This window comes from Actinomadura litoris (assembly GCF_009733595.1).
GTDB lineage: Bacteria > Actinomycetota > Actinomycetes > Streptosporangiales > Streptosporangiaceae > Spirillospora > Spirillospora litoris.
On sequence record NZ_WOFH01000008.1, the window covers coordinates 324,404 to 349,308 of the forward strand.

27 protein-coding genes and 1 pseudogene are annotated in these 24,905 nt (G+C 71.4%); 13 read left to right on the forward strand and 15 right to left on the reverse strand.

Annotated elements, in window-relative coordinates:
- Positions 1-1,131 precede the first annotated feature (1,131 nt).
- Together GNZ18_RS44070 and GNZ18_RS44075 are read right to left on the reverse strand one after the other, a co-directional pair.
- Positions 1,132-1,278, reverse strand: coding sequence for an imine reductase family protein (locus tag GNZ18_RS44070; RefSeq protein WP_376766283.1), 147 nt, complete (start codon positions 1,276-1,278; stop codon positions 1,132-1,134).
- Between the two features lie 121 nt (positions 1,279-1,399).
- Positions 1,400-1,996 (reverse strand): annotated as a pseudogene (locus tag GNZ18_RS44075) (NAD(P)-binding domain-containing protein); the annotation flags it as partial.
- Between the two features lie 11 nt (positions 1,997-2,007).
- Here GNZ18_RS44075 and GNZ18_RS23610 point away from each other — a divergent pair.
- A complete protein-coding gene (locus GNZ18_RS23610) occupies positions 2,008-2,427 on the forward strand; it encodes a MerR family transcriptional regulator (protein ID WP_246250225.1) in 420 nt (139 codons plus the stop codon).
- A gap of 524 nt (positions 2,428-2,951) precedes the next feature.
- Here the strand turns inward: GNZ18_RS23610 and GNZ18_RS23615 are convergent.
- The 5 genes from GNZ18_RS23615 to GNZ18_RS23630 form a co-directional block, all read right to left on the reverse strand.
- Positions 2,952-3,539 carry a hypothetical protein gene (locus GNZ18_RS23615; RefSeq protein ID WP_216651426.1) on the reverse strand — a complete coding sequence of 196 codons (588 nt, stop codon included), beginning with the start codon at positions 3,537-3,539 and terminating at the stop codon, positions 2,952-2,954.
- Positions 3,540-3,782: 243 nt separating this feature from the next.
- Entirely contained in the window at positions 3,783-4,463 is a 681-nt protein-coding gene (locus GNZ18_RS44080; RefSeq protein WP_376766282.1) for a DUF6461 domain-containing protein, read from the reverse strand.
- Positions 4,464-4,511: 48 nt separating this feature from the next.
- On the reverse strand, positions 4,512-4,910 hold the full coding sequence (locus GNZ18_RS23620; RefSeq protein ID WP_216651427.1) for an SgcJ/EcaC family oxidoreductase: 399 nt from the start codon (positions 4,908-4,910) through the stop codon (positions 4,512-4,514).
- Positions 4,911-5,822: 912 nt separating this feature from the next.
- The gene (locus GNZ18_RS23625) at positions 5,823-6,368 is read right to left on the reverse strand and encodes a cupin domain-containing protein (protein WP_214619925.1); all 546 of its coding nucleotides are present in this window, start codon (positions 6,366-6,368) and stop codon (positions 5,823-5,825) included.
- Between the two features lie 16 nt (positions 6,369-6,384).
- Entirely contained in the window at positions 6,385-6,705 is a 321-nt protein-coding gene (locus GNZ18_RS23630) for a hypothetical protein (RefSeq protein ID WP_156218706.1), read from the reverse strand.
- A 65-nt stretch (positions 6,706-6,770) separates the two neighbouring features.
- On the opposite strand from GNZ18_RS23630, the gene GNZ18_RS23635 reads away from it, so the two are divergent.
- Positions 6,771-7,271, forward strand: a complete 501-nt coding sequence (locus GNZ18_RS23635) for a MarR family winged helix-turn-helix transcriptional regulator (protein ID WP_156218707.1) — start codon at positions 6,771-6,773, stop codon at positions 7,269-7,271.
- 222 nt (positions 7,272-7,493) lie between these two features.
- On the forward strand, positions 7,494-8,408 hold the full coding sequence (locus GNZ18_RS23640; RefSeq protein ID WP_156218708.1) for a zinc-binding dehydrogenase: 915 nt from the start codon (positions 7,494-7,496) through the stop codon (positions 8,406-8,408).
- A gap of 216 nt (positions 8,409-8,624) precedes the next feature.
- Here GNZ18_RS23640 and GNZ18_RS23645 read toward each other — a convergent pair whose 3' ends face one another.
- Positions 8,625-9,149, reverse strand: coding sequence for a MarR family winged helix-turn-helix transcriptional regulator (locus tag GNZ18_RS23645; RefSeq protein WP_216651428.1), 525 nt, complete (start codon positions 9,147-9,149; stop codon positions 8,625-8,627).
- 61 nt (positions 9,150-9,210) lie between these two features.
- Here GNZ18_RS23645 and GNZ18_RS23650 point away from each other — a divergent pair, with 61 nt between their 5' ends.
- Positions 9,211-10,242: an alpha/beta hydrolase gene (locus tag GNZ18_RS23650; protein WP_156218709.1), complete on the forward strand. Its 1,032-nt coding sequence runs from the start codon at positions 9,211-9,213 to the stop codon at positions 10,240-10,242.
- A gap of 60 nt (positions 10,243-10,302) precedes the next feature.
- On the opposite strand, the gene GNZ18_RS23655 is transcribed toward GNZ18_RS23650, so the two are convergent.
- The 3 genes from GNZ18_RS23655 to GNZ18_RS23665 all read right to left on the reverse strand — a co-directional run bounded on the left by GNZ18_RS23655 (position 10,303) and on the right by GNZ18_RS23665 (position 12,570).
- Complete coding sequence (locus tag GNZ18_RS23655) at positions 10,303-10,674, reverse strand: STAS domain-containing protein (RefSeq protein ID WP_173390869.1); 372 nt, start codon at positions 10,672-10,674, stop codon at positions 10,303-10,305.
- 480 nt (positions 10,675-11,154) lie between these two features.
- A complete protein-coding gene (locus tag GNZ18_RS23660) occupies positions 11,155-11,814 on the reverse strand; it encodes a DUF4360 domain-containing protein (protein WP_214619930.1) in 660 nt (219 codons plus the stop codon).
- Positions 11,815-11,916: 102 nt separating this feature from the next.
- Entirely contained in the window at positions 11,917-12,570 is a 654-nt protein-coding gene (locus tag GNZ18_RS23665) for a DUF4360 domain-containing protein (RefSeq protein ID WP_156218711.1), read from the reverse strand.
- A gap of 494 nt (positions 12,571-13,064) precedes the next feature.
- Between GNZ18_RS23665 and GNZ18_RS23670 the strand changes: the two genes are divergently transcribed.
- From GNZ18_RS23670 to GNZ18_RS23690, 5 genes are all read left to right on the forward strand, one after another.
- A complete protein-coding gene (locus GNZ18_RS23670; RefSeq protein WP_156218712.1) occupies positions 13,065-13,937 on the forward strand; it encodes a 4Fe-4S dicluster domain-containing protein in 873 nt (290 codons plus the stop codon).
- Positions 13,934-14,905, forward strand: a complete 972-nt coding sequence (gene nrfD / locus GNZ18_RS23675) for an NrfD/PsrC family molybdoenzyme membrane anchor subunit (RefSeq protein ID WP_156218713.1) — start codon at positions 13,934-13,936, stop codon at positions 14,903-14,905. Before GNZ18_RS23670 ends, nrfD begins: the two co-directional genes overlap by 4 nt.
- Before the next feature lie 212 nt (positions 14,906-15,117).
- Complete coding sequence (locus GNZ18_RS43270) at positions 15,118-15,381, forward strand: hypothetical protein (protein ID WP_156218714.1); 264 nt, start codon at positions 15,118-15,120, stop codon at positions 15,379-15,381.
- Positions 15,378-16,310: an MNIO family bufferin maturase gene (gene bufB / locus GNZ18_RS23685; RefSeq protein ID WP_156218715.1), complete on the forward strand. Its 933-nt coding sequence runs from the start codon at positions 15,378-15,380 to the stop codon at positions 16,308-16,310. Before GNZ18_RS43270 ends, bufB begins: the two co-directional genes overlap by 4 nt.
- Positions 16,303-17,112: an HvfC/BufC N-terminal domain-containing protein gene (locus GNZ18_RS23690; RefSeq protein ID WP_156218716.1), complete on the forward strand. Its 810-nt coding sequence runs from the start codon at positions 16,303-16,305 to the stop codon at positions 17,110-17,112. Before bufB ends, GNZ18_RS23690 begins: the two co-directional genes overlap by 8 nt.
- Before the next feature lie 9 nt (positions 17,113-17,121).
- Here GNZ18_RS23690 and GNZ18_RS23695 read toward each other — a convergent pair whose 3' ends face one another.
- Positions 17,122-17,883, reverse strand: coding sequence for a hypothetical protein (locus GNZ18_RS23695; protein WP_156218717.1), 762 nt, complete (start codon positions 17,881-17,883; stop codon positions 17,122-17,124).
- A 178-nt stretch (positions 17,884-18,061) separates the two neighbouring features.
- Here GNZ18_RS23695 and GNZ18_RS23700 point away from each other — a divergent pair, with 178 nt between their 5' ends.
- Both GNZ18_RS23700 and qcrB read left to right on the forward strand, forming a co-directional pair.
- The gene (locus GNZ18_RS23700; protein ID WP_156218718.1) at positions 18,062-18,715 is read left to right on the forward strand and encodes a hypothetical protein; all 654 of its coding nucleotides are present in this window, start codon (positions 18,062-18,064) and stop codon (positions 18,713-18,715) included.
- 150 nt (positions 18,716-18,865) lie between these two features.
- Entirely contained in the window at positions 18,866-20,542 is a 1,677-nt protein-coding gene (qcrB, locus tag GNZ18_RS23705) for a cytochrome bc1 complex cytochrome b subunit (protein ID WP_156218719.1), read from the forward strand.
- 32 nt (positions 20,543-20,574) lie between these two features.
- Here qcrB and GNZ18_RS23710 read toward each other — a convergent pair whose 3' ends face one another.
- Complete coding sequence (locus tag GNZ18_RS23710) at positions 20,575-21,186, reverse strand: TetR/AcrR family transcriptional regulator (protein ID WP_156218720.1); 612 nt, start codon at positions 21,184-21,186, stop codon at positions 20,575-20,577.
- A gap of 175 nt (positions 21,187-21,361) precedes the next feature.
- Here GNZ18_RS23710 and GNZ18_RS23715 point away from each other — a divergent pair, with 175 nt between their 5' ends.
- Positions 21,362-21,760: a DUF3291 domain-containing protein gene (locus tag GNZ18_RS23715; RefSeq protein ID WP_156218721.1), complete on the forward strand. Its 399-nt coding sequence runs from the start codon at positions 21,362-21,364 to the stop codon at positions 21,758-21,760.
- Positions 21,761-21,766: 6 nt separating this feature from the next.
- On the opposite strand, the gene GNZ18_RS23720 is transcribed toward GNZ18_RS23715, so the two are convergent.
- Both GNZ18_RS23720 and GNZ18_RS23725 read right to left on the reverse strand, forming a co-directional pair.
- Positions 21,767-22,471, reverse strand: a complete 705-nt coding sequence (locus GNZ18_RS23720; RefSeq protein ID WP_156218722.1) for a Crp/Fnr family transcriptional regulator — start codon at positions 22,469-22,471, stop codon at positions 21,767-21,769.
- 375 nt (positions 22,472-22,846) lie between these two features.
- Positions 22,847-23,809 carry an AraC-like ligand-binding domain-containing protein gene (locus GNZ18_RS23725; RefSeq protein WP_173390870.1) on the reverse strand — a complete coding sequence of 321 codons (963 nt, stop codon included), beginning with the start codon at positions 23,807-23,809 and terminating at the stop codon, positions 22,847-22,849.
- A gap of 236 nt (positions 23,810-24,045) precedes the next feature.
- On the opposite strand from GNZ18_RS23725, the gene GNZ18_RS23730 reads away from it, so the two are divergent.
- Positions 24,046-24,693 carry a dioxygenase family protein gene (locus tag GNZ18_RS23730; protein WP_156218724.1) on the forward strand — a complete coding sequence of 216 codons (648 nt, stop codon included), beginning with the start codon at positions 24,046-24,048 and terminating at the stop codon, positions 24,691-24,693.
- The last annotated feature ends 212 nt before the right edge of the window (positions 24,694-24,905 follow it).

Here is a 24,905-nt window from a genome sequence, read left to right on the forward strand (position 1 = left end):
CGAGGAGCGACAGGATCTCCATCGCAGTGGGCCCGACCGGATGGGCGTGCTGCGGCGCTTGGTGCACCTGGTCCCCGAAGCCACGCAGCCAGCCACTCGCCGAGCTGCTGGATGCGGTAGACGAACAGATCGACCGCCGGCCGCTGGGTCAGCAGCAGGCCGTTCTGGGGTGCGTGCCGGCCGTCTGTCACTCCTGCGGGGTGGTCGTCACCTCCTGGTGGAGGTCTCGGTTCGCAGGCTGCGTTCCCTCGGCACCGGAAGCTCGGTGCGCGGCCTTGACGAGCGCGGCCGTCCTCAGCGTAGACATCGCGACCGCCCGCGGCATGGTCTTAACGAACACCTCTACCTCTTTAGGGGGTTGCGCCCCCGATGCCGGGGACGCCGTCGACGAGCTCTGCCCGTTGGGTGAGTAGCGCGCCCTGCGCGCGGGAAGGAGGGGCCGAGGTGGTTGAGCGTCTGCGCGCGGCCCCCGTGACGCACCTGACCGCCCCCTGACCGGGGCCCACACCGCCAGCGAGGCACAGGTCGGCTCCACCTGCTCCGCCGCGGGATGGCCAGGGACCGCTCACCGCCGAAAGCAGCATCGTGACATCACGGTCGCCGACATCGGCGTGCAGCGACGCTAGGGGACCTGCGGCCAGCACCGTCACCGAATCAGGGAAGGCGCCTTGCCGCAGCGACGCCTGATCAGTTGACCAGGCGCCGATATCAGCCCCGGGTTGTGGCCAACGAACACCCTCACGGCCGCTCCGCCGTCATGCGCGCCAGTCCAGGAGAATCACCTCCGCGGAGATCCCGCCGCCGAATGTGATCGACGACCACCCCCAGAACCGCGCCATCTAGCACTTCAGCCCAACACCAGCGCGAACAAGGCATCCCCGTGCGCCAACCCGACGAACTCTACGGCGATCGCCACTCGTGACGCTGCCTCTGCTGAGCCACGACCGACGGCGACCCAAACCGGCCCAACTGCTCCGATCCTGCAACTCCGGTGCGACCGGGCTCATAGCGTTTCCGCGTGAGCACCCCCCTCCCACAGCGGCGGTTGGTGCATCACTCCGAACGGGGGCACTGGCGCCTGCCCCTCCCCGAGGGCGGTCAGGTGAGTGATCCCGGCCGCCGCCTCGCGGCTCATGGCCTGCGGAACTGCTCCACCAGCGCCACGTACCCGCTGGCGCCGTGACCGGCGGTCGCCGCTCGCTCGGCCAATGCCCTGACCAGCCTCGGCACCTCGGCGTTGACGCCGAGCGACTCGCTCTCCTCGACCACGTGCGCCATCGCCGCCAGGTGGGTGTCGACGGTGCCGTCGTCGGCCGGGTAGATGCCGTCGTCGACCTGCGTCGCGTACCCCGGCAACCAGCCGGCCACCCATGCCGATCGCCGTCTGTGCGATGGGGAGGTACGCCGAGGCGGACACGCCGGTCGCGCCGAGGATCGCGGCTCCGTTGAGGAAGCCGTTGAGCATGCCCCACATGAGGACGAGCGTGGCCATCTCGTGCGTCGCCGACAGTCCGGGGTCCTCCCCGAAGTGGAGACCCGTGCCGAGACTGCCCAGCGTGGACGCATGGGCCTCGTACAGGGATCGCGGGCCGCTGTAGGCGAGCACGGCCTCGGCGGTGCCGACCGCCTCCGGGACGGCCATGACCCCGCCGTCGAGGTAGCCGCCGCCGCGGCGCGCCACCTCCTCGGCGAGCGCTCTGGCGCGCGAGGGGGTCCCCGAGGTCAGGTTCACCACGACCCGACCGTCGAGCGGCCCGTCGAGGGCGTCCGCCGCGGCGTCGTAGTCCGACACGCAGACCACCACGAGCGGGGCCGCCGCGATCGCGGCCGCCGGAGACCCGGCGAGCGTCGCGCCCCGGGCCACCAGGTCGTCGGCCTTGGCCGTCGTGCGGTTCCACACGGTGGTCGGGTGTCCCGCGCGCAGGAACGCCCCGGCGAGGGCGCCGCCCATCAGTCCGAGGCCCAGAACCGTGACGGGTGCGTCGGTGTGCATCATGTCCCCCTTTGATGACCAATGGCACAATCGTCAAGGTTCACACCGGTATGAAGGTCAAGGGAGTGCGCGTGCTGATCGGGGAGCTGAGTCGGCGGACCGGGGTCAACCCGCACCAACTGCGGTACTACGAGGCGCAGGGCCTGCTCGTGCCCGACCGCGGCGACAACGGCTACCGCGAGTACGGCGACGACACCGTGCTGACCGTGGCCCAGATCAGAAGACTGCTCGAAGCCGGGCTGTCGACCCAGGAGATCGGGTACCTCCAACCGTGCGTCACCGGCCCGGCCCCCGACCTGAAGCCCTGCCCGGAGACCCTGGACCTGCTACGGGCGCGCATCGCCGGACTGGACGAGCAGATCGACACGCTCGTCCAGTCTCGCCGGACGCTGCGGGAGTACCTCACGGCCACAGAAAGGCGGATGGCCGACTAGCCGACCCGGAGCAGTCAGAAGACAACCGAAAAGACCTCCGACCCCGCCGGTGCATCACCCCAGGCCAGGCCACCGAATCCCGCCCCTGGCGAACGACACGGAACCCCCTACCGAGCGCCCAGCTTCGCGGCTCGGCGTGGCTCCGGAAGGGCTGCACCGTCCAGGACCAGGGCACAGCAAGCGCGACGCCCCACGGAGTGAGCCGACCCGAGAGCGTTCTCCCGGCCGGAGCGATCGAGGGGGAGGCGGTCAGACTGCGAGACCGAGCCAGCAGCCCACGCGGATCGGTGCCATAGAGATCGGCGTTGGACCAGAACAGCGGGGACAGGTGCCGACGCCGGAGGACCCCGAGGACGATCAGTCCGGCCCAGCGCCACCAGCCCGAGAAGGCCCTCCGCGTCGCCATGGATCGCCTGCTGCGCCAGGTCATCCCCCGGGGCGCCTGCGACATCTCGACGCCGGGGATCTCCCGAGCCACACTCTTCCGCAGCTACGCACACCTGAAAGCCAGTGGACTTACGCTCTCACCCCGGAATGGTCACGGACGTGTGTCGTGCAGGCGCCACGGTGCGCGAGGAGCGGTCGAGACGTCCACCGCGACGGCGCACGTGGTAGGCGGCGGTCAGCGCGAGCAGGATCAGGCCCCATGCGGCGATCGGGGTGATGGCGGTCTTGGCCAGCGCCTCCCACCAGATGTTCTCGTAGTGGGCTCCCTCGGGCACTCCGAACCAGGTGAGGCGCATCATCACCGTCACCAAGGTCATCGCCAGCGCCCCGACCGTGGCGGGGACGATCACCAGCATCGGCGGGACGCGCCTGGCGCCAACGATCGGGGCCCAGGAGGGAGAGACCTCGCCCCACCGGCTGACCAGGCCGATCGCCGCCAGCGCGGCGACCTCGGTCAGGATGCTGAGCCCGAAGACGTACGGGATGGAGATCGCCAGACCGGGCATGTGCCTCTCGCCGACCTGCCCCATCTCGAAGTGGAACGCGAACGGCAGCCGCCACAGGCACGACGGCAGCAGCACCAACGGGAGCACGTAGGCCAGCTGCACCGCCCAGCGAGGGGCCGGCCGTTCGGTGTCACTGATGGCCGGAACCTTGATCGTCATGCGCTCAGGTTGTCTCACCTGAGAGGACCGAAGATCGCCCGCGATAGTGAACCGGCTCCGTCACGCTCAATGCCATTCCAGCGGGTTCAGGCGGCGATGCCGAGATCGGATGTGCAGCAGAAGATCGCCGCCGCCGCGCCGTCGCACCGGCCCCGCTCGCGTGGACCAACCGCCCTAACGGACTGGACGGTCAATGGCAGTTGCCTTCCCGATGACACGGGGGCACTCGGAGCTTAGCCGCGTTCACCTGCGTTGTTTGATGGCGCCCACCATGAACGTCCCATCCAGGAGGCTGGGGGTAAAAGGCGATGCTGGTGATCTGTTCGACCAGCGCGGACACACGCGCGATCCTGGTGATGGTTCCAGAGCTCCTGCCACACCGCGTCCTCCAGGCCGTCCAAGCTTTGCGTGCGCATTCCGACCTCTCGCATCGCCTGGTTGATCCGGTCCGGATCGTTGCCCCCAGCGGCGGCCCAGCGAATGTGGCGTGAAGCCGGTGATCGCTTCACCGTCGACCGCGTATACGAAGCCGTCCTCGGCATAGTCGTGACGAGAGACCGCCACCATCTCGCATCCCCTGGAGAGCGAGGGAAAGTATTTGTACAGGACGGCGTCCCGGCCCAGGAGCTCAACGGCCATGCTCCAGGCAGCGATCTGACGCGCTCCCACGTACCCGCTACCGGAGCCGCCCCGGGTCTTCATGGTGAAGTCCCCGACGGCCTCCCCCAATTCCTCGAAGGACATCTCCGCAACAGCCGCCCGCTCCGAGCCGAACCGGCCCAGGAACCTCCGCAGGCGCAGCCGGTATCGGCGAGGTGCGGTGGGTGGCCCCCAGCAGTTCCGGAAAACGTGGAGCGCCTCACGGCCACCATCCTTGTCTTCGAAGCAATCGCGCGATGAGGACAAGGATGGTGGCCGCATCATGAGGAGCGTGGACCTAAGGTCGGTCCCGCTCGCCGTGACCTGTGTGACTCACTGCGCGGGTGCCAGCACCGGGCTGTTGTGGTAGGCGGCGATCAGCCATCGGCCGTCCCGCTTCTCCATGACCCAGGTCGCGTTCACCTTGCGCGCGTCCTCGGGAATTTCGGGGTCGCCGGGGAATCGAATGGCGGCCTGGCTGATGACGATCGCGGCGTCCCTCCCCACGAAGCGGATGCTGAGCTGCTTGTTGTAGGTCGAGCTGCCCTTCAGCGGTCCCGCGAAGCCCAGGGCCATGTTCTGACGGATCACCTCACGGCTGTCGCGGAACGAGCCGGGCATGATGGCGGTCGCGTCCGCGGTGTAGTCGGCGACCATGCCCTCGGCATCGCCGGCGGCCCAGGCCTCATAGGAATCGGCCAGCACGGCCTGGATCGCGGCCTCGTCCTCCACACGACTATTCGACATCGGAATGCTCCTTTGTGATCGGCTCGTCCGGGGGGTTCCAGCGAGCTCGGCAGTACATACCGGCGGCGAGGCCCGAACTCATCGCGCCGGCAGCCAGAGCGTCACGACGCCCAGCGCGAGGCGTTCGTCTGATCTGCGTTAGAGGAGTGTGGAAGGCCGTTGCGGCCTGATCGGGGGGCTGCTGCGGCGCCGCTGAGCGAGGGCCGGGGGCTACGCGTCCGAGCGGGCATGGGCGGCAAAGCAGCGGAACGGCGGCCGGTGCGACTGGTGCCGGTGTGGGGTGGCGCTGGCGGGCACGTTCACCGTCGCCGTGGCGGTGGCCGCATGCGCGTTGTGGCTGGGCCTGGGCCTGCTGGACGTGCACGGGATCAAGCGCGAGCGGCAGCTTGATTCCAAGGTGCGACCGCTTCACCGCCGCCGTCGCCCAACTCGGCGCCCCCTCCCCCGCCGTCCGACTGGGCGGGGTGCACGCCCTGGCCGGGGACGCCCTCTCCCGCCAACTCCGCCAGACATGCATCGACGTGCTGTGCGCCTACCGCCTCCTTCCAAGGGGCCCGGTTCAAGGGCGGCATGATCACTTTCGCGCTTCCCCGGTTCGAGGGCACCGCCATCGACTTCTGACGACCCGGGGGTTTGCCGGACGACATGGCCGATCACCTGTCGTAGAACAATCGGATTTGAGGTTGCCAAGCGGGTCGGGATCGTCTTCGGACGCGAACCGGCCCGGGAGGAGGATCGGCCCGGAATTTGGCGGTGGCGAGGGTGCGGTCGGAGGGCACGGCTTAGAGGCTGCCGGTAGGAGGGACGGCGGGACCGGATGCGGCGCTCGGAGGAGCGTGTTCTGAGCGCCGCATCCGGCTTCTCGGTGCCAGAGCAGCGGCCTTCAGGCCGTCTCGGTCACCGCGCGCCGCCGGCTTGCCATGACTGCGCCGCCGGTCCCTTGGTCATGTCGGTGAAGTAGCTGTCGTGGTGGACGAAGAAGGCGAGCCGTTCCTCGTCGCTCATGCCGGCGAGATGGCCGACTCCTTCGAAGTAGCCTTCCCGCGCCGCGCCGGGGGTGAACAGCATCAGGAAGTCGACCGGCTCGCCGGACTGGTTGCCGAAGGAGTGCAGGCCGCCCGGCGGCACGTGGAAGAAGTCACCCGCTGACGCGTCGAACCATCGTCGGCCGTCGTAGACCCGCAGGGTGCCCGTCACGACGTAGAACGATTCGGTCACCGTTTTGTGGAAGTGGGTGCTCGTGCCGGCGGCCTCCGGGCCCATGCGGACCCGGTAGAGGCCGAATTCTCCGCCGGTCGATGCCTTGGTGGCGAGATAGTCGGTCCGCCCGCCGGAAGGTGTGGTGAGGTCGGCGGGGGTCTCGGCGGAGCGGAAACGTGCGCTGATCTCACCGTGGTCTCGGTTATAGCGAGTGGGCGGGTAGTCGCTGTCCAGCCAGGACAATGTCATCTCCTTGCATTCAGGGTCGATCGTGCGGGGACCTGTTCAGGCCTCGGCGCGGGATGGTCGGCTCGCCGGCGCCGGGAGGGGCGATAGGGGCGTTGCCGGGCACGACGATGTGCTCGTCGGTTTCGGTGAACCGGGCCGGTTCGTAGGTGGCAGCGGCGCGTTCGGCGAGCTTGCCGAACATCCCCCGCACGCCTGGTAAGTGCCGCGCCAGGGCACCGCCGCCGACTGCCGGGAGACGACGTCGGGGGTTGAGTGACTCGATGAACCGGTCGAGGTCGCTGTCAGTGAGTGCCTGGTGGACGGCTCGTACCGCCTCCATGTTGCGGGACATGGGCGCCTTCTCTCATATCTCTTCCTGGTAAGATACCAATAAGAGACTAGCAAGAGGGGCGCGGGATGAGTGACGCGGTGGACGCGGTGATGGACGCTTGGCGCCGGGAGCGCCCCGATGTGGACGTCTGGCCGGTCGGGGTGGTGGGCCGAGTCCAACGGCTGGCCCGGCTGCTGGAGGCGGAGCTCCAGGGCTTCTTCCGCCGGTACGGCCTGGATATCAGCGAGGCCGACGTCCTGACCACGCTCCGGCGTTCGGGCGAACCCTACGACCTGACCCCCGGCCAGCTCGTCAAGGCGTCCATGGTCACCTCGGGCGCCATCACCAAGCGCATCGACCGCATGGTGGCCAAGGACCTCGTCAAGCGGGTCCCCGACGCCGTCGACCGCCGTACGGTGCGGATCCGGCTCACCCCGCACGGCCGCCAGACCATTGATGACCTGTTCGCCCTGCACATCGCCAACGAAACACGCCTGCTCCAGGCCCTCGACCGCGACCAGGCGGACGGCCTGGCCGACGCGCTGCGCATCTTGCTGCGGTCGCTCGGCGACACCTCCCTCACCTGAGAATGCGCAGGTTCGTACTGGGGGGGTGGACAGCAGGGGCCGACTTCGTCGATGTCAATGGGCGAAGTCGCTTGCACGATTGTCGGTGTCGGCGCGCCCCGGATCGATCCGGGGTGGCGGACGCGGTTGGGCGGCATCGGGGATCTGCTGCCACAGGTCGGCTCGGGAAGCAGCGATCATGAGATGGTGGCGTGCCCTCGACAACGATCACGGAGGTTCCCGATGCGCGCATTGATCCACGACCCGGACGCACCCCAGGGCCTTCGGCTCGGCGAGGCCGCCGACCCGCGGCCGGAGCCGGGGCAGGCGGTGGTCGAGGTCCGCGCGGTGTCGTTGAACTTCGGCGAGGTCGCCGACCTGGCCCAGCGCACCGAACCGGGTGGCGTCTCGGGCTGGGACGCGGCGGGCGTCGTCGTCGAGGCGGCGGCGGACGGCTCGGGCCCGGAGGCCGGAAGGCGCGTTGTCACCTGGGGCCCGGCCGGCGCCTGGGCGCGGTTGCGCGCGGTGGACACCGCCAAGCTCGTGGCGGTGCCTGACACCGTCGACCTCGGCGTCGCGAGTGCGCTGCCGGTGGCCGGAGTGTCCGCCCTTCAGGCGTTGCGCGGTCTCGGCCCGGTCATCGGCCGGCGGATTCTGGTCACCGGCGCGTCCGGCGGTGTCGGCCGGTACGCGGTCCAGCTCGGCGCCCTGGCGGGGGCTCACGTCGTCGCCGCCGTGGGCAGCCCGGAGCGCGGAGCCGGGTTGACCGAGCTGGGCGCCGCCGAGGTCGTCGTGGGGCTCGACAACGTGACAGAGCCGGTCTTCGGAGTACTGGAGAACGTCGGCGGCGCCCTGCTGGCCCAGGCGTACGGGCTGCTGGCCGACGGCGGCATCGTCCAGTCCATCGGGCACGCGTCCGGCGGGTCGACCACGATCGACTTCGAGGCCGCCCGGCACCTGGGCAGCGGGCTGCGCATCGAGGCGTACCGGCTCGACTGGGCGTTCGCCCCGGACCTCGCCTATCTCCTCCGGCTGCTGGACCAGGGGCGGCTCGACCCGCAGATCGGCTGGCGCGGCTCCTGGGACCGGGTGGCCGAGGCGGCGGCGGCACTTCTGGAGCGCCGGATCCGCGGCAAGGCCGTGCTCGACGTCACGTGACCGGTTCGATGCCGGTACACCGCAACGCAGGTCTTCAACATCTCCCTCATGACGCACTGAAAGTGAGAGGCCGTCGGCTTCAAGGTCCGGAGGGCACCGGCGTCATCCCGCCGCTGTGCACGCGCTTGCCGTCCGCATAGCGCCAGCGCCGAATTCGGGCTTCGGCACAGCGGACTCCGGGCGGCCTCGGCAGGCCCTCGATGCGGTCCCGGCGGGCTAGGGCCGCTCGACCGGGGGCATGAGGGGCGGGCCGTCGGCCTCGCCCGCCGTGACGACCTTGCGGAGCAGGCCGGCGAGCTGCTCGCGCTCGTCGCCGGTCAGCGGCGCGAGCAGCTCGTGCTCAGCGGCGGCCTGGTCCCCGATGGCGCCCTCCCACGCGGCGTGGCCCTTGTCGGTGAGCGCGACCAGGAGGCGCCGCCGGTCGGACGGGTCGTGCACGCGGGCGAGGTGCCCCAACCCCTCCAGCCGGTCGAGCCTGCTGGTGAGGGTGGCGGGGTGGGTGTTCAGCGCCCGGGCGAGCCAGGTGGGCGTGGCGCGGTAGGGCGGCCCGGTGGAGCGGAGCCGCCACAGGATGTCGTACTCCCAGCCCTTGAGGCGGCGCGCGCCGAGCGCGGCCTCGCGGCGGCGTCGCAGCAGCGCCACCAGCACCTGCATCCGGGTTATCGCGCCCTCGACCTCGGGGTCGAGGTCCGGCAGTTCCCGGGACCAGTGGGCGATGTGCCGGTCGATCGAGTCCTCCACACGAAACATACTATCCTCTCAGATAGTATGTTTTCGTAATAACTGAGAGCGAGGGATGCCCATGCCCCTGTGGCCCTCCGACTTCGCCGGTCGGATCGACGAACGCACCATCGACAGCCGGCTGCTGCGCGGCAACCCCTTGGGCGACCCGCACCGCAGGCCGGTGTGGGTGTACACACCCCCCGGCTACGACGACGAACCCGAGCGCCGCTACCCGTCCGTCTACATGCTGCTCGGATTCACCGGCAGGCTCTCGGCCTGGAGCAACGAGCCCGGCGCCTTCCGGACGTCGGTGCCGGTCGCCACCGACGCGCTGTTCGCCCGCGGCGAGGCGCCGCCGATGATCCTGGTGTTCGTGGACGCGTGGACGACCTACGGCGGCAGCCAGTACGTCGACTCCGCCGGAACCGGCCGCTACCACTCCTACCTGTGCGAGGAGGTCGTCCCCTGGGTCGACGCCCGCTACCGGACGCTCGCCGACCGCGACCACCGGGCGATCGCCGGCAAGTCCAGCGGCGGGCTCGGCGCCATGGTCACCTCGATGCTGCGCCCCGACCTGTTCGGCGCGTTCGCCACCCACTCGGGGGACGCCCTGTCCGAGGCGCAGTACATCCCGCACTTCCTGCGGGCCGCACGCGACCTGCGCGCCTACGGCGGTGACATCTTCTCCTGGTGGCAGGACTTCCGCTCCCGCGTCGCCTTCACCAAGCAGGAGGATCCGCGGCTGCTGGAGATCCTGGCGGTGTCGGCGTGCTTCTCCCCCGACGCCGACGGCACGCCGCTGCTGCCGTTCGACCCCGTCACCGGGGCGCTGCGGCCCGAGGTGTGGGAGCGCTGGCTGCGCTGGGACCCCGTCCGGATGGCGCCCGCGCACGCCGAGGCGCTGCGGTCCATGCGCGCGATCTGGATCGACGCGGGAACCCGCGACGAATGGTTCCTCGACCTCGGCGCGTCGGCCTTCCGCGAAGCGATAGCGCGGGCGGGCGTGCCTGAGGAGACCGTCAGGTTCGAGCTTTTCGAGGCCGGCCACGTCGCCATCGAGTACCGCCACCCCCAGGCCCTCGCCTGGCTGGCCCACCGCCTCACGCCCTGAGAGCGCCACCGGAGCCGGGATGACCAAAGGACGTCGCCTCACGGGGGCCTGGGGGACGGCTCACCCGGCGCGGCTGCCGGTGTCCAGCCACCGCACGGCGGTGTCCACGTCGGGTTGCAGGTGGACGCCTCGATCCAGGCCGGTCACGGTGAACACGCGGCGGACGCGCTCCTGCAGCCCCGCGGCGACCAGGCTGACGCCGCGGCCGTGCGCGCGGTTGTAGGCGCGGGCGAAGGCGTTCAGGCCGCTGGAGTCGCAGAACTCCACGCCGGCCATGTCCACGATCACCGCCAGGCCGGTCGCGGTGCTCGCCTGTTCCAGGCACTCGGCCAGCAGCGTGTGGGTGTGGATGTCGACCGTGCCGGTGGCGGTGACCAGGGCGTAGCCGCCCAGGGCCGACCGGTGCAGGGTCAGGGTGGACCCGCCGTTCACCGGCGGCCGCCCGACGTGTGGCCTTGGGCGGTGGAGCGCATCTGGCCGGGCCGGTCGAAGTACCAGCCTGGGCCGGGGTCGTTCGAGGGAGCCACACGATCACCTCCGGGGACATGACCCACTCGGCCGAATAGTATTTCAGGTAAAGAGCTGCATGTGTAGCAGGGACGGCGCCGATTTCGCCGTCGGTCCCAACGCCTCAGGCGGCCCTCCCCGCGGCTTGCGTCCGGCGCGGCTCGCGGTCGAGATCGGTACCGTCTGGTCCCCGGCCACGGCCTTCTCGGCCGAGTCGCGGAGGAGCGGATTGTTCGTGCTGGTCAGGTGCCATCGGACGAGCCGCCCACGAAGGCGCGGCCACCTCGCGCGGTGGCACCCGCATGCGGAAGGCCCCGCCGGCGGGCATGAGAGTAGGGCCGCGCCCTTCCCCGAGTAAGGACGCGGCCCTGTTCCTCTATGGCCGTGAGCGGGGCCCGCCTCGCGTTAGCGAGGCGCGTTGCAGCGCTTCCAGGCGAAGTGGTACGTCGTCTTCACGCTGCCGTCGGTGGAGTCGAAGGCCATGAAGCTCGTCTTGGCCGCGTCCGAGCTGCCCTTGTTCACGCGCAGCTCGGTGTTGACGTTGAAGTTGCGGTCTTCACCGCAGGGCTTGAAGACCAGTTCGGTGACCGGCGTGCGGTCGGAGAACTGCCAGTCGTCCGAGAACGAGCCCTTGATCGTGTGGCTCACCGGGGTCGACTGCTGCATGCCCTGGTGGTAGTAGTTCGCCCGCTCCAGACCGGACGCGCCGTCCTCCAGGTGCGCGAAGCCGCGGTAGTCGGCGCCCGCGATCGCGTAGGTGAAGCCCTGCGGCACGTGCACCCGCAGGTTGATCTGGCAGTTCTTCCTGAAGTCCGTCGCCCGCGAGTCGCCGCCGGCCTGGGCCAGGTAGTTGCTGTAGGTGACGGTGAACGCGGTGTTGTCGCTCGCCGTGGCGACCGCGGTGGTGCCCGCGGGGCAGCCGGAGCCGTTCACGGTGAGGACGTCGATGACGATCCTGTCCGGGGGCGGCGGGTCGTCGGTGGTGGCGGACGCGGACGGTGCCATACCGCCGGCCAGGGCCAGTGCGGCGGCGCACGCCGCCGAAGCGGTCATTGCCTTGCGCATGGGTGTTCGTCTCCTAACTCGGGTGGAGAGTGTTTCTCGGGGACACGCAGCTGCCGTTCTAGACGCAATTCCCGGCAGTTGCGATGTGAAGGGAAGGCTGGACTAGGGGCACTTCTTCCAAGCGAAGTGGTAGGTCGTCTTGATGCTGGTGTCGGTCGAGTCCATGGCCATCATGCTGACCTTGGTCGGGTCCGATGTTCCCTTGTTGACGCGCAGCTCGGTGTTGATGTTGAAGTTGCGCTCCTCGCCACACGGCTTGTACACGAGCTGCGCGACGTCGTTCACGTCCGTGAACGTCCAGTTGTCGGAGTACTCGCCCTTCAGGGTGTGCTCCGCCCGACCGGTGGTGGGCATGCCCTGGAAGTAGTAGCTGGCCTTCTCCAGACCGCTGGCACCGGGCTCCAACTGGGCGAAGCCGCGGTAGTCGGCCGACAGGATCGCGTAGGTGAAGCCCTGCGGGACGTGCACCTTCATGTTGAGCTGGCAGTTCTTGCGGAAGTCGGTCGAGTTCGAGTTCCCGCCCACCTGCACCAGGTAGTTGCTGTAGGTGACGGTGAACGCCTCCTTGTCGTCGGACACGGCGACGGCCGCGGTTCCGAGGGGGCAGCCCGAGCCGTTCACCGTCGCCAGTTCGATGGTGACGCCGCTCGGACCGCGGGTGAGGTAGGGGGCGGAGGCCGTCGCCGGCGGGGCGGCGACGGCAGCCGTGGCGGTCATCGCCAGGGCTGAGGCGGAAATAGCGATCCCTTTACGCATGCGATTTCCTCTTCGCTGGGGGCGGACGCGGTTTTCTACGGCCGAAGAGTTGGAACGTGATCCAGGATCTGCCCAGGAGAGTAGACGGCGCCGATCAAGCCGGTCAACGTTCTCTTTTTAACTTCCCTTGAATGTCCGGGCCGCCCCACATGCAATCTCATTCCGTAACCGAGCGAAAACCCGTCCAATCTGCGAAAACGGACGGTCCAACAAACAAGAGGGTGGGGACATTGGCCGGGGACCGTTCCAGAAACAGGGTCAATCGAATTTCAGGAACCGTTCAGAGTCGCTAGAAGAGTGGCCCCGCCTGGCGCGGGACGCGGGGGCGCCGGCCGCCCGCGGGGACGCCGGGCGGCCCGGCGGGGCACCGGGGCCGCGCACCCGAAATCGCCGCCCACCGGCGGTCGAACGCCTGGAAAGCGGCACCGGCCGAGGTGTAGGGGGCACGACGCGGGGAAGGGTGCCTGCGCCTGGCCGTCGTGGGAGGTCGTGGGATGGGCAGCCTGATCGGACGCAACCTGCTCGCCGGATCCGAGCCCGGCGTCGCCGCCGACGCCGGGTACGCCGACGCGCCGGAGCGGGTGGGCTTCTTCACCGACACCTCGGTGTGCATCGGCTGCAAGGCGTGCGAGGTCGCCTGCAAGGAGTGGAACGCCGTCCCCGAGGACGGGCTGGAGTTCACGGGGATGTCCTACGACAACACCCAGGGGCTGGGCTCCGACACCTGGCGGCACGTCGCGTTCATCGAGCAGGACAGGCCGGTCGGGACGGACGCCGCCGGGGGCGGCCTGCGCTGGCTGATGTCCTCCGACGTCTGCAAGCACTGCACGCACGCCGCCTGCCTGGACGTCTGCCCCACCGGATCGCTGTTCCGCACGGAGTTCGGCACCGTCGTCGTCCAGCAGGACATCTGCAACGGGTGCGGCTACTGCGTGCCCGCCTGCCCCTACGGGGTGATCGACCAGCGCAAGGAGGACGGCCGCGTCTGGAAGTGCACGCTGTGCTACGACCGGCTCGGGGCCGGGCAGGAGCCCGCGTGCGCGAAGGCGTGCCCCACGGACTCGATCCAGTTCGGTCCCCTGGAGGAGTTGCGGGAGCGGGCCGCCGCGCGCGTGGACCAGCTCCACGACCTGGGGGTGGACGAAGCGCGCCTCTACGGCGCGGACCCGGAGGACGGCGTCGGCGGCGACGGCGCGTTCTTCCTCCTGCTGGACGAGCCCGAGGTGTACGGGCTGCCCCCGGACCCCGTCGTCACGACCCGCGACCTGCCCTCGATGTGGCGGCACGCGGGCGCCGCCGCGCTGACGCTGCTCGGCGGGGCCGTCGCGGTCTTCGCCGCCCACGGGCGCCGGGGAGGACGCCGATGAGCCCCCCCGAGCGTGAGGAGAGGGCGCGCGGACGCCGGAGGCGGCGCGGCGAGCAGGCGATGGTGCCGGAGGCGGAGTTCAGCTCCTACTACGGCAGACCCGTCCTCAAGCCGCCCAGGTGGAAGGCGCCGGACATCGCCGGGTACTTCTTCCTCGGCGGCCTGGCGGGCGCGGGCTCGGTGCTCGCGGCGGGCTCGCAGCTCACCGGGCGCCCCGCCGCCGCGCGCGCGTTGAAGATCTCCTCGCTGGCGGCGATCGGCGGATCGACCGCCGCGCTGATCCACGACCTCGGACGGCCCGCCCGGTTCCACCACATGCTGCGCGTGCTCAAGCCGACCTCGCCGATGAGCCTCGGCTCGTGGCTGCTGATGGCCTACGGCCCGGCGGCGGGCGGCGCCGCCGTCCTGGACGTGGCGCGCCTGTTCCCCCGGCTCGGCGCGGCCGCCACGGCCGGCGCGGCCGTGCTCGGGCCCGCCGTCGCCTCCTACACCGCCGTGCTCGCGGCGGACACGGCCGTCCCCGCCTGGCACGGGGCGTACCGGGAGCTGCCGTTCGTGTTCGCGGGCTCGGCCGCGGCCGCCGCGTCCGGGATGGCGCTGCTCACCGCGCCGCCCGCGGAGACCGGGCCCGCGCGCACCGCGGCGGTGGCGGGCGCGGTGCTGGAGGGCGCCGCGTCCCGGCTGATGCGGCGGCGGCTCGGCATGGTGGCCGAGGTGTACGAGGGGGGCCGGGCGGGCGGCCTGACGCGCGCGGCCGAGATCCTGGCCGTCGCGGGCGCCGCCGGGGCCGCGCTGCTCGCCGGGCGGAACCGCGCGGCGGCCGCCCTCAGCGGGGCGGCGCTGCTCGCCGCGTCCGCCTGCACGCGCTTCGGGGTCTTCTACGCGGGCGTGCGCTCGGCGGAGGACCCGAAGTACACGGTGGTCCCCCAGCGCGAACGCCTGGACGCCCGTGCGGGGGCCGCCTCCTAGCGCGACTCCCCGTCATAACGGCGCACCCGTATCTCCCGTCGGCCCTGCCCGGAGGACAACGGCCGAACCGGTCTTTTACCAGGCCATCGCCGTCGCGGCACACTCCGCTCTGGGAGAGGTGACATAAATCTGACCTGCCATTGACTACTGAGTGTGATTAGCCTGTTGCGAGACGTCATCCCGGAAATGATCTCGACGATGGGAGGCACCCGGTGAACGGAGCCATCCACGGCGGCGGCGAGCTGCACGTGTGCATGACGCGGAACGCCTGCGCGGGGCCGGGCGGTTGCGGCTACCTGCGGGTCGAGGCCGAGCGGTCCGTCCCCGGCGGCGCCGCGTGGCGGCGTGCCCGCAGGGTGTTCGAGCAGCGGATGTTCGAGGCGGACGCGCCGCCCGGCCCGGGTCTGGCGCCTCCGGGCGGGCCCGTCCCGGGCCGTGGCGGTGCCGGGGCCGGCGGAACGACGTCCGGATCATGACGGCGGAGTCGGCGGAGCGGGCGCCCGCGCCCCGGGCCCGGGCGGGCGCGTCCCCGCGCGACCGGCCGGGCGCCCCGCCGGGCGGCGACACCTCCGGGCTGGGGGTGGGGCTGCGCTCCTCGCACCTGGCCCAGATCCTCGCCGAGTGGCCGGACGTCGGCTGGTTCGAGATCATCTCCGAGAACTTCATGGACTCGGGCGGCTACCCGCGCCACGCGCTCGGCCGCATCGCCGAGCGGTACCCGGTCGTCATGCACGGCGTGTCGATGTCGATCGGCAGCACCGACCCGCTCGACTTCGGCTACCTCGCCCGGCTGCGCCGGCTGGCCGACTCCACCGGCGCGCGGTGGGTGTCCGACCACGTGTGCTGGACGGGCGTCGCGGGCGTCAACACCCACGAGCTGCTGCCGCTCCCCTTCACCGAGCGGTCGCTGCGGCACCTCGTCCGCCGCGTCGGGGTCGTGCAGGACGTGCTGGAGCGGCGGCTCGTCCTGGAAAACCCGAGCGCCTACGCCGCGTTCGCGCACTCGACGATGCCCGAGTGGGAGTTCCTCGCACGGCTGTGCGAGGAGTCCGGGTGCGGGCTGCTGCTGGACGTCAACAACGTCCACGTCTCGGCGTTCAACAACGGCTTCGACCCGGAGGAGTACATCCGCGCGATCCCCCACGACCGGGTCGTCCAGATCCACGTGGCCGGGCACGCCGACATGGGCGACCACCTGGTCGACACCCACGACGGCCCGGTCGCCGAGCCGGTCTGGGACCTCTACCGGCTGGCCACGTCCCTGACCGGGCCCGTGCCCACCCTCCTGGAGTGGGACGACCGCCTCCCGCCCCTCCCCGACTTACTGGCGGAGCTGCACAAGGCCCGCGACCACCTCGGCGCGCCCGGTCCCGGGCTGCGTGACGCGGGGGCCTCCGATGGGTAGCGCGACACCGTCCCTGGACGCGGCGCAGCAGTGGCTGCTGCACGCCGTCACGACGCCCTCCGCCTCGGCGGAGCAGGCCGGCGCGATGCTCGCGGGCACGGACGGCCTCGACGCGGCGCGGCGGCTGGAGATCTACCGCGTCGGCTACCGGCGCCGCCTGCTGGGCACGATGCGGCACATGCTTCCCGCGCTGCGCGAGCTGCTCGGCCCCGACCTGTTCGACGTGTTCGCCGCCGGGTACCTCGACGCGCATCCGCCGCGCGCCTACACGCTGGCCCGGCTCGGCGACCGGTTCGCCGCCTACCTGGAGGAGCAGCGGCCCGACCGCGACCTGCCCGCCGGGGAACGGGAGCCCTGGGCCGACCTGATGGTCGACCTCGTCCGCTACGAGCGGCTGTTCGCCGAGGTCTACGACGGGCCGGGCACCGAGGAGGAGCCGCCCGCGCCCTGGCCCACCGGGCTGCCCGACCGGGTGCGCGGCGCGCCCGGCGTCCGGCTGCTGCGGGCGTGCGCACCGGTCCACGAGTACCACTCGGCCGTCCGGCGCGGCGCCCGCCCGGCGCCGCCCGCGTTCGTCCCGTCCCGCATCGTGGTGTTCCGCCGCAACTACCGGGTGGTGACCGCCTCGCCGCCCGCGGACGCGTTCACGCTGCTGGAGGCGCTGATGGGCGGGGCGCCGCCGGAGCAGGCGTCGGTGCGCGCCGGACTCGCCCCCGCCGACGCCCGCCGCCACCTGCGCCGCTGGCTCGCGCAGCGCTGGATCACCGCGCTGCCGGCCTCCCCCGCGCGCGAGTCGCCGTGACCCGCGCGGCTACTCGGCGGCCAGGCGCCAGTAGCCGTGCGGGTTGAAGAAGAAGTCGTCGGCCTCGTACCGGTCGCAGGGGTGGTGCCGCAGGATCCAGCGGGGGGCGTCCGGCGCGAGCCGGAAGCCCTCGCCGTCCTCGATCTCCTCGGCGCGGCGCTCGGTGAGCAGGTAGAGGGCGAGCCCGTCGATGAGGGCGGCGGCCTCGTCCGGGGACGGGGAGGCCGCCGGGTCCTCGGGCGGCGCGAGTTCGATGTCGGGCGCGCCGAGCAGGTGCATGCCGCAGCTGTGCAGCAGCGGGCCGTCGGCGATCGGGCGCTTCACCCACGCCCGGTACAGCGGCACCGCCGACTCCTCGGCGCCCCCCGCGTAGACGCCCGCGGCGAGGTCGAGCCACCGGTCCCGGCCGTGGGTGAGGCCGCTGCTCTCGTTCTTCACGGCGGTCGCGCCCGAGCGCAGCAGGTCGGCGGTCAGCACGAGGGTCCGCCGCGCGACCGTGAACGCGACGCCCGGCAGGACGGGCGGCGACAGCACGTAGGCGACCGTGTCGTGGGCCTCGACGGCGTCCCAGTCCGCGCGGGTGAAGGACGCCCGCGCCACGCACGCCTCGAACGCCTCCGGCATCCGCGGGTCGGCGCCGGTCCCGGAGTACTCCCAGTCGAGTTCGAAGCCCTCCCGCGCCGCCGCGGCCTCCACCGCGTCGAGGTCGAGCCCGGTCCCGAGGACGCACAGCACATGACGGGAGCTCATCAGGGTCTGGTCGTCGATCACGCGGCGCAGGTTACGCGAGGACGGGGTCGCGGGCAGGGTTTCGGCCGAACCAGACCGTTCCGGTGAGATCCGTATCACCGCTGGTGATCCGCCCCACATGTCACATTTAGGGCGTCCCGTCCATCTCCTGGGGAGAGACCCGGTGTGCCGGGTGTGCCGAGGGGGCGGGGTGCGAGGGATGAGTACCGGTGTGGACGACAGCGCGCGGCGGCGCTTCGATCTGACGATGCTGCACGCCGCGTACGGGGCGTTCCGGCGCGACATGGCGGCGATGGCCGTCGCGGGCCGGGTCGCGTCCTGGGGACCGTTCACGGCCGAGATGGGACCGTTCCCGGTCGACGCGAACGCCTGGAGCCTGTTCAGGTTCCACTGGCTCGCCCAGCAGGCGGCCGAGCGGCGCGCGCTGTGGACGGTGATACGCGGCCGGGTCACCGGCGGCAGGTCGGCGGCGCTCGACGCGATGGACGTAGAGGCCGTCCGGCTCGTCGCGCTGATGGACAGGGTGGACGCCGCGCTGGAGCACGAGGACGACGACATCCTCCTCCCGCTGACCCGGGACCTCCCGGCGGCGGTGGAAGCGTACCTGGACTTCAAGGAGGCGAACGTCCTGCCGCTGATCCACGAGAACCTCACCCCGTACGAGTGGGGCACCTACGACGTGGAGTTCCGCCAGGAGATCGGGGTGCGGGGGCTGCGGGTGTTCCTGCCGTGGCTGCTGGACGGCGCGTCCGAGGCGACGTGCGGCGCGGTGCTGCGGCTGCTGCCGCCGCCGGTCAGGCTCGCCTACCGGACGCGCTGGCTCCCCCGCTACCGGCGCGCCCTCCGCCGCTGAGCGGCCGCGCACCGCGCCGGACGCGCCACTGGCGCGGGCGACGGCGCCCGTGTGACAGCGCCCGTGTGACGAGTGGCACAAGCCGTCCATGTCACGTTCGCCGGTCGAGATCTGTCTTAGGGCCAGAGGCTCGACGAAAGGACTGTGACGATGGCGGGGAATCGGGCGCCCGGAGGCCGGGCGGCGGACGGGCGCGCGGGCGGGCGCGGCTCGGGCGGGGCCGTGGGCTCGGTGTCCCGGGCGCTGGACGAGCGCTTCGGCACCGCCGGTTTCGCCCGCAAGGCGCTGCGCAAGGCGTTCCCGGACCAGTGGAGCTTCCTGGTCGGAGAGATCGCGATGTACTCGTTCGTGATCATCCTGCTGACCGGGGTGTACCTCACGCTGTTCTTCAAGCCGAGCATGCACGAGGTCATCTACAACGGCTCGTACACCAAGCTGCGCGGCGTGAAGATGAGCGAGGCCTACGCCTCGTCCCTGAAGATCAGCTTCGACGTGCGGGGCGGGCTGCTGGTCCGGCAGATCCACCACTGGGCGACGCTGATCTTCATGGGGTCGATCCTCGTCCACCTGCTGCGCAACTTCTTCAGCGGCGCGTTCCGCAAGCCCCGCGAGCTGAACTGGATCATCGGCGTCACCATGCTGGTGCTCGTCATGGTGAACGGGCTGTTCGGCTACTCGCTGCCCGACGACCTGCTGTCGGGCACCGGCATCCGGATCCTCGAAGGCGTGATCGCGGGGATCCCGCTCGTCGGCTCCTACCTGGTGATGTTCGTGTTCGGCGGCGAGTTCCCCGGGTCGGACATCATCCCGCGCCTGTACGTCGTCCACGTCCTGCTGATCCCGGGGCTGCTGGCGGCGCTGATCCCGCTGCACGCGGTCGTGCTGACCTGGCGGCAGACGCACACGCAGTTCCCCGGCAAGGGCAGCACGAACACGACCGTCCGGGGCTACCCGTTCTTCCCGGTGTTCATGGCCAAGACCTCGGCGCTGTTCCTGTGGGTCCTCGGCGTGACGACGCTGCTGGCCGCGTTCGTCCAGATCAACCCGATCTGGCTGTTCGGCCCCTACGACCCGGGCGCGATCAGCGCCGGATCGCAGCCCGACTGGTACATGGGCTGGCTGGAGGGCTCGCTGCGGATCATGCCGGCGTGGGAGATCACGGCGTGGGGCCACACGGTGTCGATGAGCGTCCTCGTCCCGGCGCTGGTCGTGCCCGGGGTCCTGTTCACCGGCCTGGCCGTCTACCCGTTCGTCGAACGCTGGGTGACCGGCGACCACCAGATCCACCACCTTCTCGACCGGCCGCGCGACGTCCCCGCGCGCACGGGCATCGGCGTCGGCGGCATCGTCTTCTACGGGCTGCTGTGGCTCGCGGGCGGCAACGACGTCCTCGCGAACAAGTTCGACGTCTCGCTGTACGCGACGACGTGGTTCTTCCGCGTCGCGGTCATCCTCGGGCCGGTGCTGGGCTACATCGTCGCCTACCGGATCTGCCTCGGGCTCCAGCGCCGCGACCTCGGCCTCGTCGAGCACGGGCTGGAGACGGGGATCATCCGGCAGTCGCCGGACGGACGGTTCAGCGAGGTGGAGCGGCACCTGCCCGAGGAGCGGATCGCCGCGATCACCGACCCGCGCCCGGCGCCCGCCGTCGACCTGACCCTCCCGCCGCCGGTGGACGGCGTCGACGACCCGCGCGGCCGCCACCTCAAGGGCCGGGTGCGGGCCGCGCTCAACCGCCGTTTCCGCGCGGACCTCGCCACCGCGCCCGAGCGGCCCGAGCCCTCCGAGCAGCGGGAGCTGGCGGAGTCCGAGCACGGTCCCCGCTGAGCGGGCCGGGCTGAGCGGGCCGGGCGGCGCGCTCAGCGGGCGAACAGGCGCCGGATCACCGGGCTGGCGGCGGCCACGGGATCCTCGCCGAGGTCGCCGCTGAACGCGCCGCTCAGCCACAACTCGGCGAAGCCGTGCACGATGCACCAGGCGGCGAGCGCGGCCGTCCGGTCGCCGTCCAAGCCGGTCTCGCCGTCCAAGCCGGTCTCGCCGTCCAAGCCGGTCTCGCCGTCCAAGCCGGTCTCGTCGGTCTCGTCGGGCCGATGGGTCTCGCGGGGCGCCCCGGCCGGTGCGACGGTGCGGACGCCGTGCCGGAGGATCTCGTCCGCGCGCCGCCGGGCGGCGTTCACCTCGGGGTCGTCGGCCCGGTACAGCTCGGGCCGGAACATCACCTCGAAGTGCGCACGGTGGTCGACGGCGAAGCGGACGTAGGCGAGGCCGACGTCGTAGAGGTCCTCGCCCGCCCGCTCCAGCGCGTCCGCGAACAGCGTGTACCCCTCGGCGGCGACGGCGGTGAGCAGCCCGGTCTTGTCGCCGAAGTGGTGGGCGGGCGCGGCGTGCGAGACGCCCGCCCGGCGCGCCAGCTCGCGCAGGCTCCAGGTGGCGGGGCCCGACTCGGCGATGGCCCCCACCGCGGCGTGCATGATGGCCCGCCGCAGGTCGCCGTGGTGATAGCTCGGCTGCTCGATCCGGCTCGCCCCCTCGCGGTCGCGACGTCCCGACGTTCGCCCGCCAGCCTATCTTGTCATTGACAAGTTCGGGGTCGATGACGCAATCTAGACAGTGACAAGATTTTATCGACCGACAGGACACACCGCCATGCCCACCCTTCCGTGGATCCCGCTGGAGAAGGCCGAACCGGACGCCGAGGTGCTGGTCATGGCCTCGCGGCTGGAGGTGCGCTCACTCCGCCACGTTCCCGGGTTCTTCCTCGCCTCCCTGCGGCTCCTGCGCCAGGCGCGCGGCTCGGACGGCGCCCACGGCGTCACGCTGAAGGCCGACCTCCTGAAGCGCACCTTCTGGACGCTCTCGGCCTGGCGCGACCGCAAGGCCGTCCACGCCTACGCGGCCGCCGAGCCGCACGCGTCCACGATGCGCGGCAAGCGCGCGGTCATGCGCGACTCGACGTTCGTCTTCTGGGCCGTGAAGGGGTCGGAGCTGCCGCTCGACTGGCCCGAGGCGCAGCGCCGCATCGCCGAGCACCCCGGCGGCTCCTGAGCGCCGTCAGTCGTGGTCGTCGGCGACGGCGCGCAGGCCGGGCGGGTCGACGACCGTGATGCGCCGCCACCCGGTGCGGATCAGGCCGTCCCGCCGCAGGCCGTTCAGGGCGCGCGCGACGGTCTCGCGGGAGGCGTCCATCCAGCTTCCGAGTTCTTCCTGCGACAGCGGCGGGCCGATCTCGATGCTGCCGTCCGGCGCGGGCGGTGTGTGCTGGGCCGACAGCTCGGCGAGGTCGGAGAGCAATTGCGCCAGCCGCCGGGTGCCCTTGCTGGTGACGTGCGCCTTCAACCGCCGGTCGGAGTCGTCCAGGCGCTGGACGAACGTGCCGGTGACGAGCATCCACACCTGCGGGTGGGCGTCCAGGAACCCGGTGAAGCGGGCGGCCGGGACGACCAGCGCCCGGATCGGCGACAGCGCGGTCACCGTGGCCGAGCGCGTGCGGCCGCCGAGCACCGCGCTCTCGGCCAGCAGGTCGCCCGGGCCCCGGACGGCGAGCACGACGTCGTGCCCGTCCACGGTGGCCGAGGTGACCTTCGCCCAGCCGCGCTCGATGATGATCACGTGGTCGGACTCGTCGCCCTGGTAGACCAGCGGCGCCTTCACCGCGAAGTGGCGGGGGCGCGCGGCGGCCCGGAGCGCCGCCTGCTGGACGTGGTCGAGCGCGGCCCAGAATCCCGGACGCGGCGGGGACGGCGCGTACGGCGGCAACGGCCTCCTCCTCGCGGTCGGTTACCCGAACCGTAAACCGCTCGTGCGGGCAAGGGAAGGAGGTCGCGGGGTGGTCCCCGCCACGCACCGTGTCGCGCACGCGACGCCCGTGATGTCCTGCCGCGTCGCCCTCGCGGCACGTCGACCGCGTGCCGCGGCGCCGTCGGCCGGTCGCCCGCCACGGCGTCGTTGGGGAGCCCGCGCCAGGCGACCGTTCAGTCGGCTTCAGACGATCAAGTCACGTCGAACGTTTTGAGCCGGTTCGATTCCACATCCGGCCTACCGATCCGCATCCATACGCACCGCCTCACATCGACCCACGTCAACCGCCCGTCGAGGACGGTTCGACCCGATTCGATCCCGCTCCGGCACGGGTCAGTCCACACGGTCGATGCCGGTCGCGGCGGCGCGGTAGGCGCTGGGCGTGACGCCGTAGGCAGCCCGGAACGCGCGGCTGAACGCGGCCGCGTCGGGCAGCCCCCACCGGCACGCGATCGCGCCGATCCGCTGGGTGGCGAGGAACGGGTCGCGCAGCTCCCGCCGGCAGTGGTCGAGCCGGCGGGCCCGGATGTAGCGGGCGACCGTCGTGCCCTTCGGCTGGAAGACCCGGTAGAGCTGCCGGACGGAGATGTGGTGCGCCGCCGCGATCGCGGCCGGGGTGAGCCCCGGGTCGTGCAGCCGGGTCTCGATCCAGTCGACGATGGCGCGCAGCATCTCGGCGGCCTCCGGGGACGGGGTCGGCTCGGCGCCGAGCCACTCGGTCGCGGCGCCCGTCACCAGCTCGACGATCGCGCCGCCGAGGTGGTGGGCGTAGGGCTCGTCCGCCGCGCCGCCGTCCTCGGCCAGCGCGGCGAGCAGCGAGGCGACCATGCGGCCGGTCCCGGCCTGGTCGCTGAGCAGCGTGCCGCCGAGTTCGGCCATGCGGTCGGCCGACAGCGGCACCGCCCGGTGCGGGATCACGACGGTGAAGATGTGGTGGGCGTCGAAGGCGATCTCGACGGGACGGGTGAGGTCGTAGAACACCACGTCCCCCGGCCCGACCCTGACCTGCCGGTCGTTCTGCCGCAGGACGCAGGAGCCGCGCAGCACGAGGCCGAGCTTGTAGCACTCGCGGCTGTCGTGGTGGATCTGCCGGACGCTGCGCCGGACGGCGTGCGCCGGCGCGCGTACCTCGCTGGCCTCGATCTGGCCGAGCGCGCGGGCGACCAGCCGCGCCGCGAACGGGCCGCGGCCCGCCGGCTGCAGGTGGAAGGGCCCGAAGGCCGAGGTGATGAGGTGGCGCCAGTAGTCCGCCTGATCGGCGGCAGGTTGGTCCGAGGTGCTGACGAGCGTGGGCATTGCGCTCCCTCGCGCTGGATGGACTGTTCCCGGACGCCACATGCCAGGCTTCTACGCCCGGTCAAGAAGGTCAATAAGCGAGTCGGCACGACGATGGCGTCGGTCTTTGGCACACGCCGCCAAAGATGCGGCAGGCAAGGCCAAGACCCTCGACTCCGGCGCGGCCTATACATAACCGACGAACGTCCTGGGTGCGCGCCCCAACCACCTCGAAGACCCGCCGAGAGGAACCCGCCATGCCAGAGGACGAGCAGGAAACCAGCGGCATCAGCCGCAAGCACTTCATCGTCGCCGCGGGCGTCGGTGCGCTGGCCGTCCCGGCCGCGCTCTCCGCCGCCGGACCGGCCTCGGCCCGCGTGCGGCCCGAGGCCGGTCAGCGCCTGCTGACGCCCACCCCGAAGTGCACCGACGGGGACAGCACCGCCACCCCGTCGCAGATGGAGGGCCCGTACTTCAAGCCCAACTCGCCTGAGCGCGCCGACCTGACCACGCCCGGCCTGCCCGGCACCAAGCTGACCGTGAGCGGCATCGTCTACTCGCAGTCGTGCAAGCCGATCAACCGGGCGCTGCTGGACTTCTGGCAGGCCGACAACTACGGGAACTACGACAACAGCGGATTCACGCTGCGCGGTCACCAGTACACCGACGCGCAGGGACGGTTCACCCTGACGACGATCGTGCCCGGCCTCTACCCCGGCCGCACCCGGCACATCCACGTCAAGCTCCAGGCCCCGGGCCGCTCGATCCTGACGACGCAGACGTACTTCCCGAACGAGCCGCGCAACCAGACGGACTCGCTGTACGACCCGCGCCTGCTCATGAAGGTCACGAACGGCCCCAACGGCCGCGACGCCGTGATCGACTTCGTCCTTCGCGTGCCGTAACGCTCCAGGTGCCGTAACGCTCCCATTACGGAACCCCGTCCCCGCCAGGCCACCGCTGGGCCTGGTGGGGACGGTCTATTTCCGCACCGCGACCGAGACGTGACGCGTTTCCACCACGCAACGCCGGGCGAATGGATAGTCTCCCAAGGATCACTCTTGTTTGGGTAAGGAAATCTGGAGCACACCCCGCATGAGCGCTGCCAACAGGGCAC

What these genes read in the sequence shown, in the direction of transcription:
- GNZ18_RS23665 (WP_156218711.1), bottom strand. Translation starts at nt 12,570, where the DNA reads ATGCGTAAAGGGATCGCTATTTCCGCCTCAGCCCTGGCGATGACCGCC.
- GNZ18_RS23650 (WP_156218709.1), top strand. Translation starts at nt 9,211, where the DNA reads ATGCCCCTGTGGCCCTCCGACTTCGCCGGTCGGATCGACGAACGCACC.
- GNZ18_RS23635 (WP_156218707.1), top strand. Translation starts at nt 6,771, where the DNA reads ATGAGTGACGCGGTGGACGCGGTGATGGACGCTTGGCGCCGGGAGCGC.
- GNZ18_RS23700 (WP_156218718.1), top strand. Translation starts at nt 18,062, where the DNA reads ATGAGTACCGGTGTGGACGACAGCGCGCGGCGGCGCTTCGATCTGACG.
- GNZ18_RS23710 (WP_156218720.1), bottom strand. Translation starts at nt 21,186, where the DNA reads ATGCACGCCGCGGTGGGGGCCATCGCCGAGTCGGGCCCCGCCACCTGG.
- GNZ18_RS44080 (WP_376766282.1), bottom strand. Translation starts at nt 4,463, where the DNA reads ATGATGCGGCCACCATCCTTGTCCTCATCGCGCGATTGCTTCGAAGAC.
- GNZ18_RS23610 (WP_246250225.1), top strand. Translation starts at nt 2,008, where the DNA reads ATGACCAATGGCACAATCGTCAAGGTTCACACCGGTATGAAGGTCAAG.
- bufB (WP_156218715.1), top strand. Translation starts at nt 15,378, where the DNA reads ATGACGGCGGAGTCGGCGGAGCGGGCGCCCGCGCCCCGGGCCCGGGCG.
- GNZ18_RS23730 (WP_156218724.1), top strand. Translation starts at nt 24,046, where the DNA reads ATGCCAGAGGACGAGCAGGAAACCAGCGGCATCAGCCGCAAGCACTTC.
- GNZ18_RS23615 (WP_216651426.1), bottom strand. Translation starts at nt 3,539, where the DNA reads ATGACGATCAAGGTTCCGGCCATCAGTGACACCGAACGGCCGGCCCCT.
- GNZ18_RS23670 (WP_156218712.1), top strand. Translation starts at nt 13,065, where the DNA reads ATGGGCAGCCTGATCGGACGCAACCTGCTCGCCGGATCCGAGCCCGGC.
- GNZ18_RS23725 (WP_173390870.1), bottom strand. Translation starts at nt 23,809, where the DNA reads ATGCCCACGCTCGTCAGCACCTCGGACCAACCTGCCGCCGATCAGGCG.
- nrfD (WP_156218713.1), top strand. Translation starts at nt 13,934, where the DNA reads ATGAGCCCCCCCGAGCGTGAGGAGAGGGCGCGCGGACGCCGGAGGCGG.
- GNZ18_RS23640 (WP_156218708.1), top strand. Translation starts at nt 7,494, where the DNA reads ATGCGCGCATTGATCCACGACCCGGACGCACCCCAGGGCCTTCGGCTC.
- GNZ18_RS23715 (WP_156218721.1), top strand. Translation starts at nt 21,362, where the DNA reads ATGCCCACCCTTCCGTGGATCCCGCTGGAGAAGGCCGAACCGGACGCC.
- GNZ18_RS23660 (WP_214619930.1), bottom strand. Translation starts at nt 11,814, where the DNA reads ATGCGCAAGGCAATGACCGCTTCGGCGGCGTGCGCCGCCGCACTGGCC.
- GNZ18_RS23690 (WP_156218716.1), top strand. Translation starts at nt 16,303, where the DNA reads ATGGGTAGCGCGACACCGTCCCTGGACGCGGCGCAGCAGTGGCTGCTG.
- GNZ18_RS23630 (WP_156218706.1), bottom strand. Translation starts at nt 6,705, where the DNA reads ATGTCCCGCAACATGGAGGCGGTACGAGCCGTCCACCAGGCACTCACT.
- GNZ18_RS44070 (WP_376766283.1), bottom strand. Translation starts at nt 1,278, where the DNA reads ATGGCGCACGTGGTCGAGGAGAGCGAGTCGCTCGGCGTCAACGCCGAG.
- qcrB (WP_156218719.1), top strand. Translation starts at nt 18,866, where the DNA reads ATGGCGGGGAATCGGGCGCCCGGAGGCCGGGCGGCGGACGGGCGCGCG.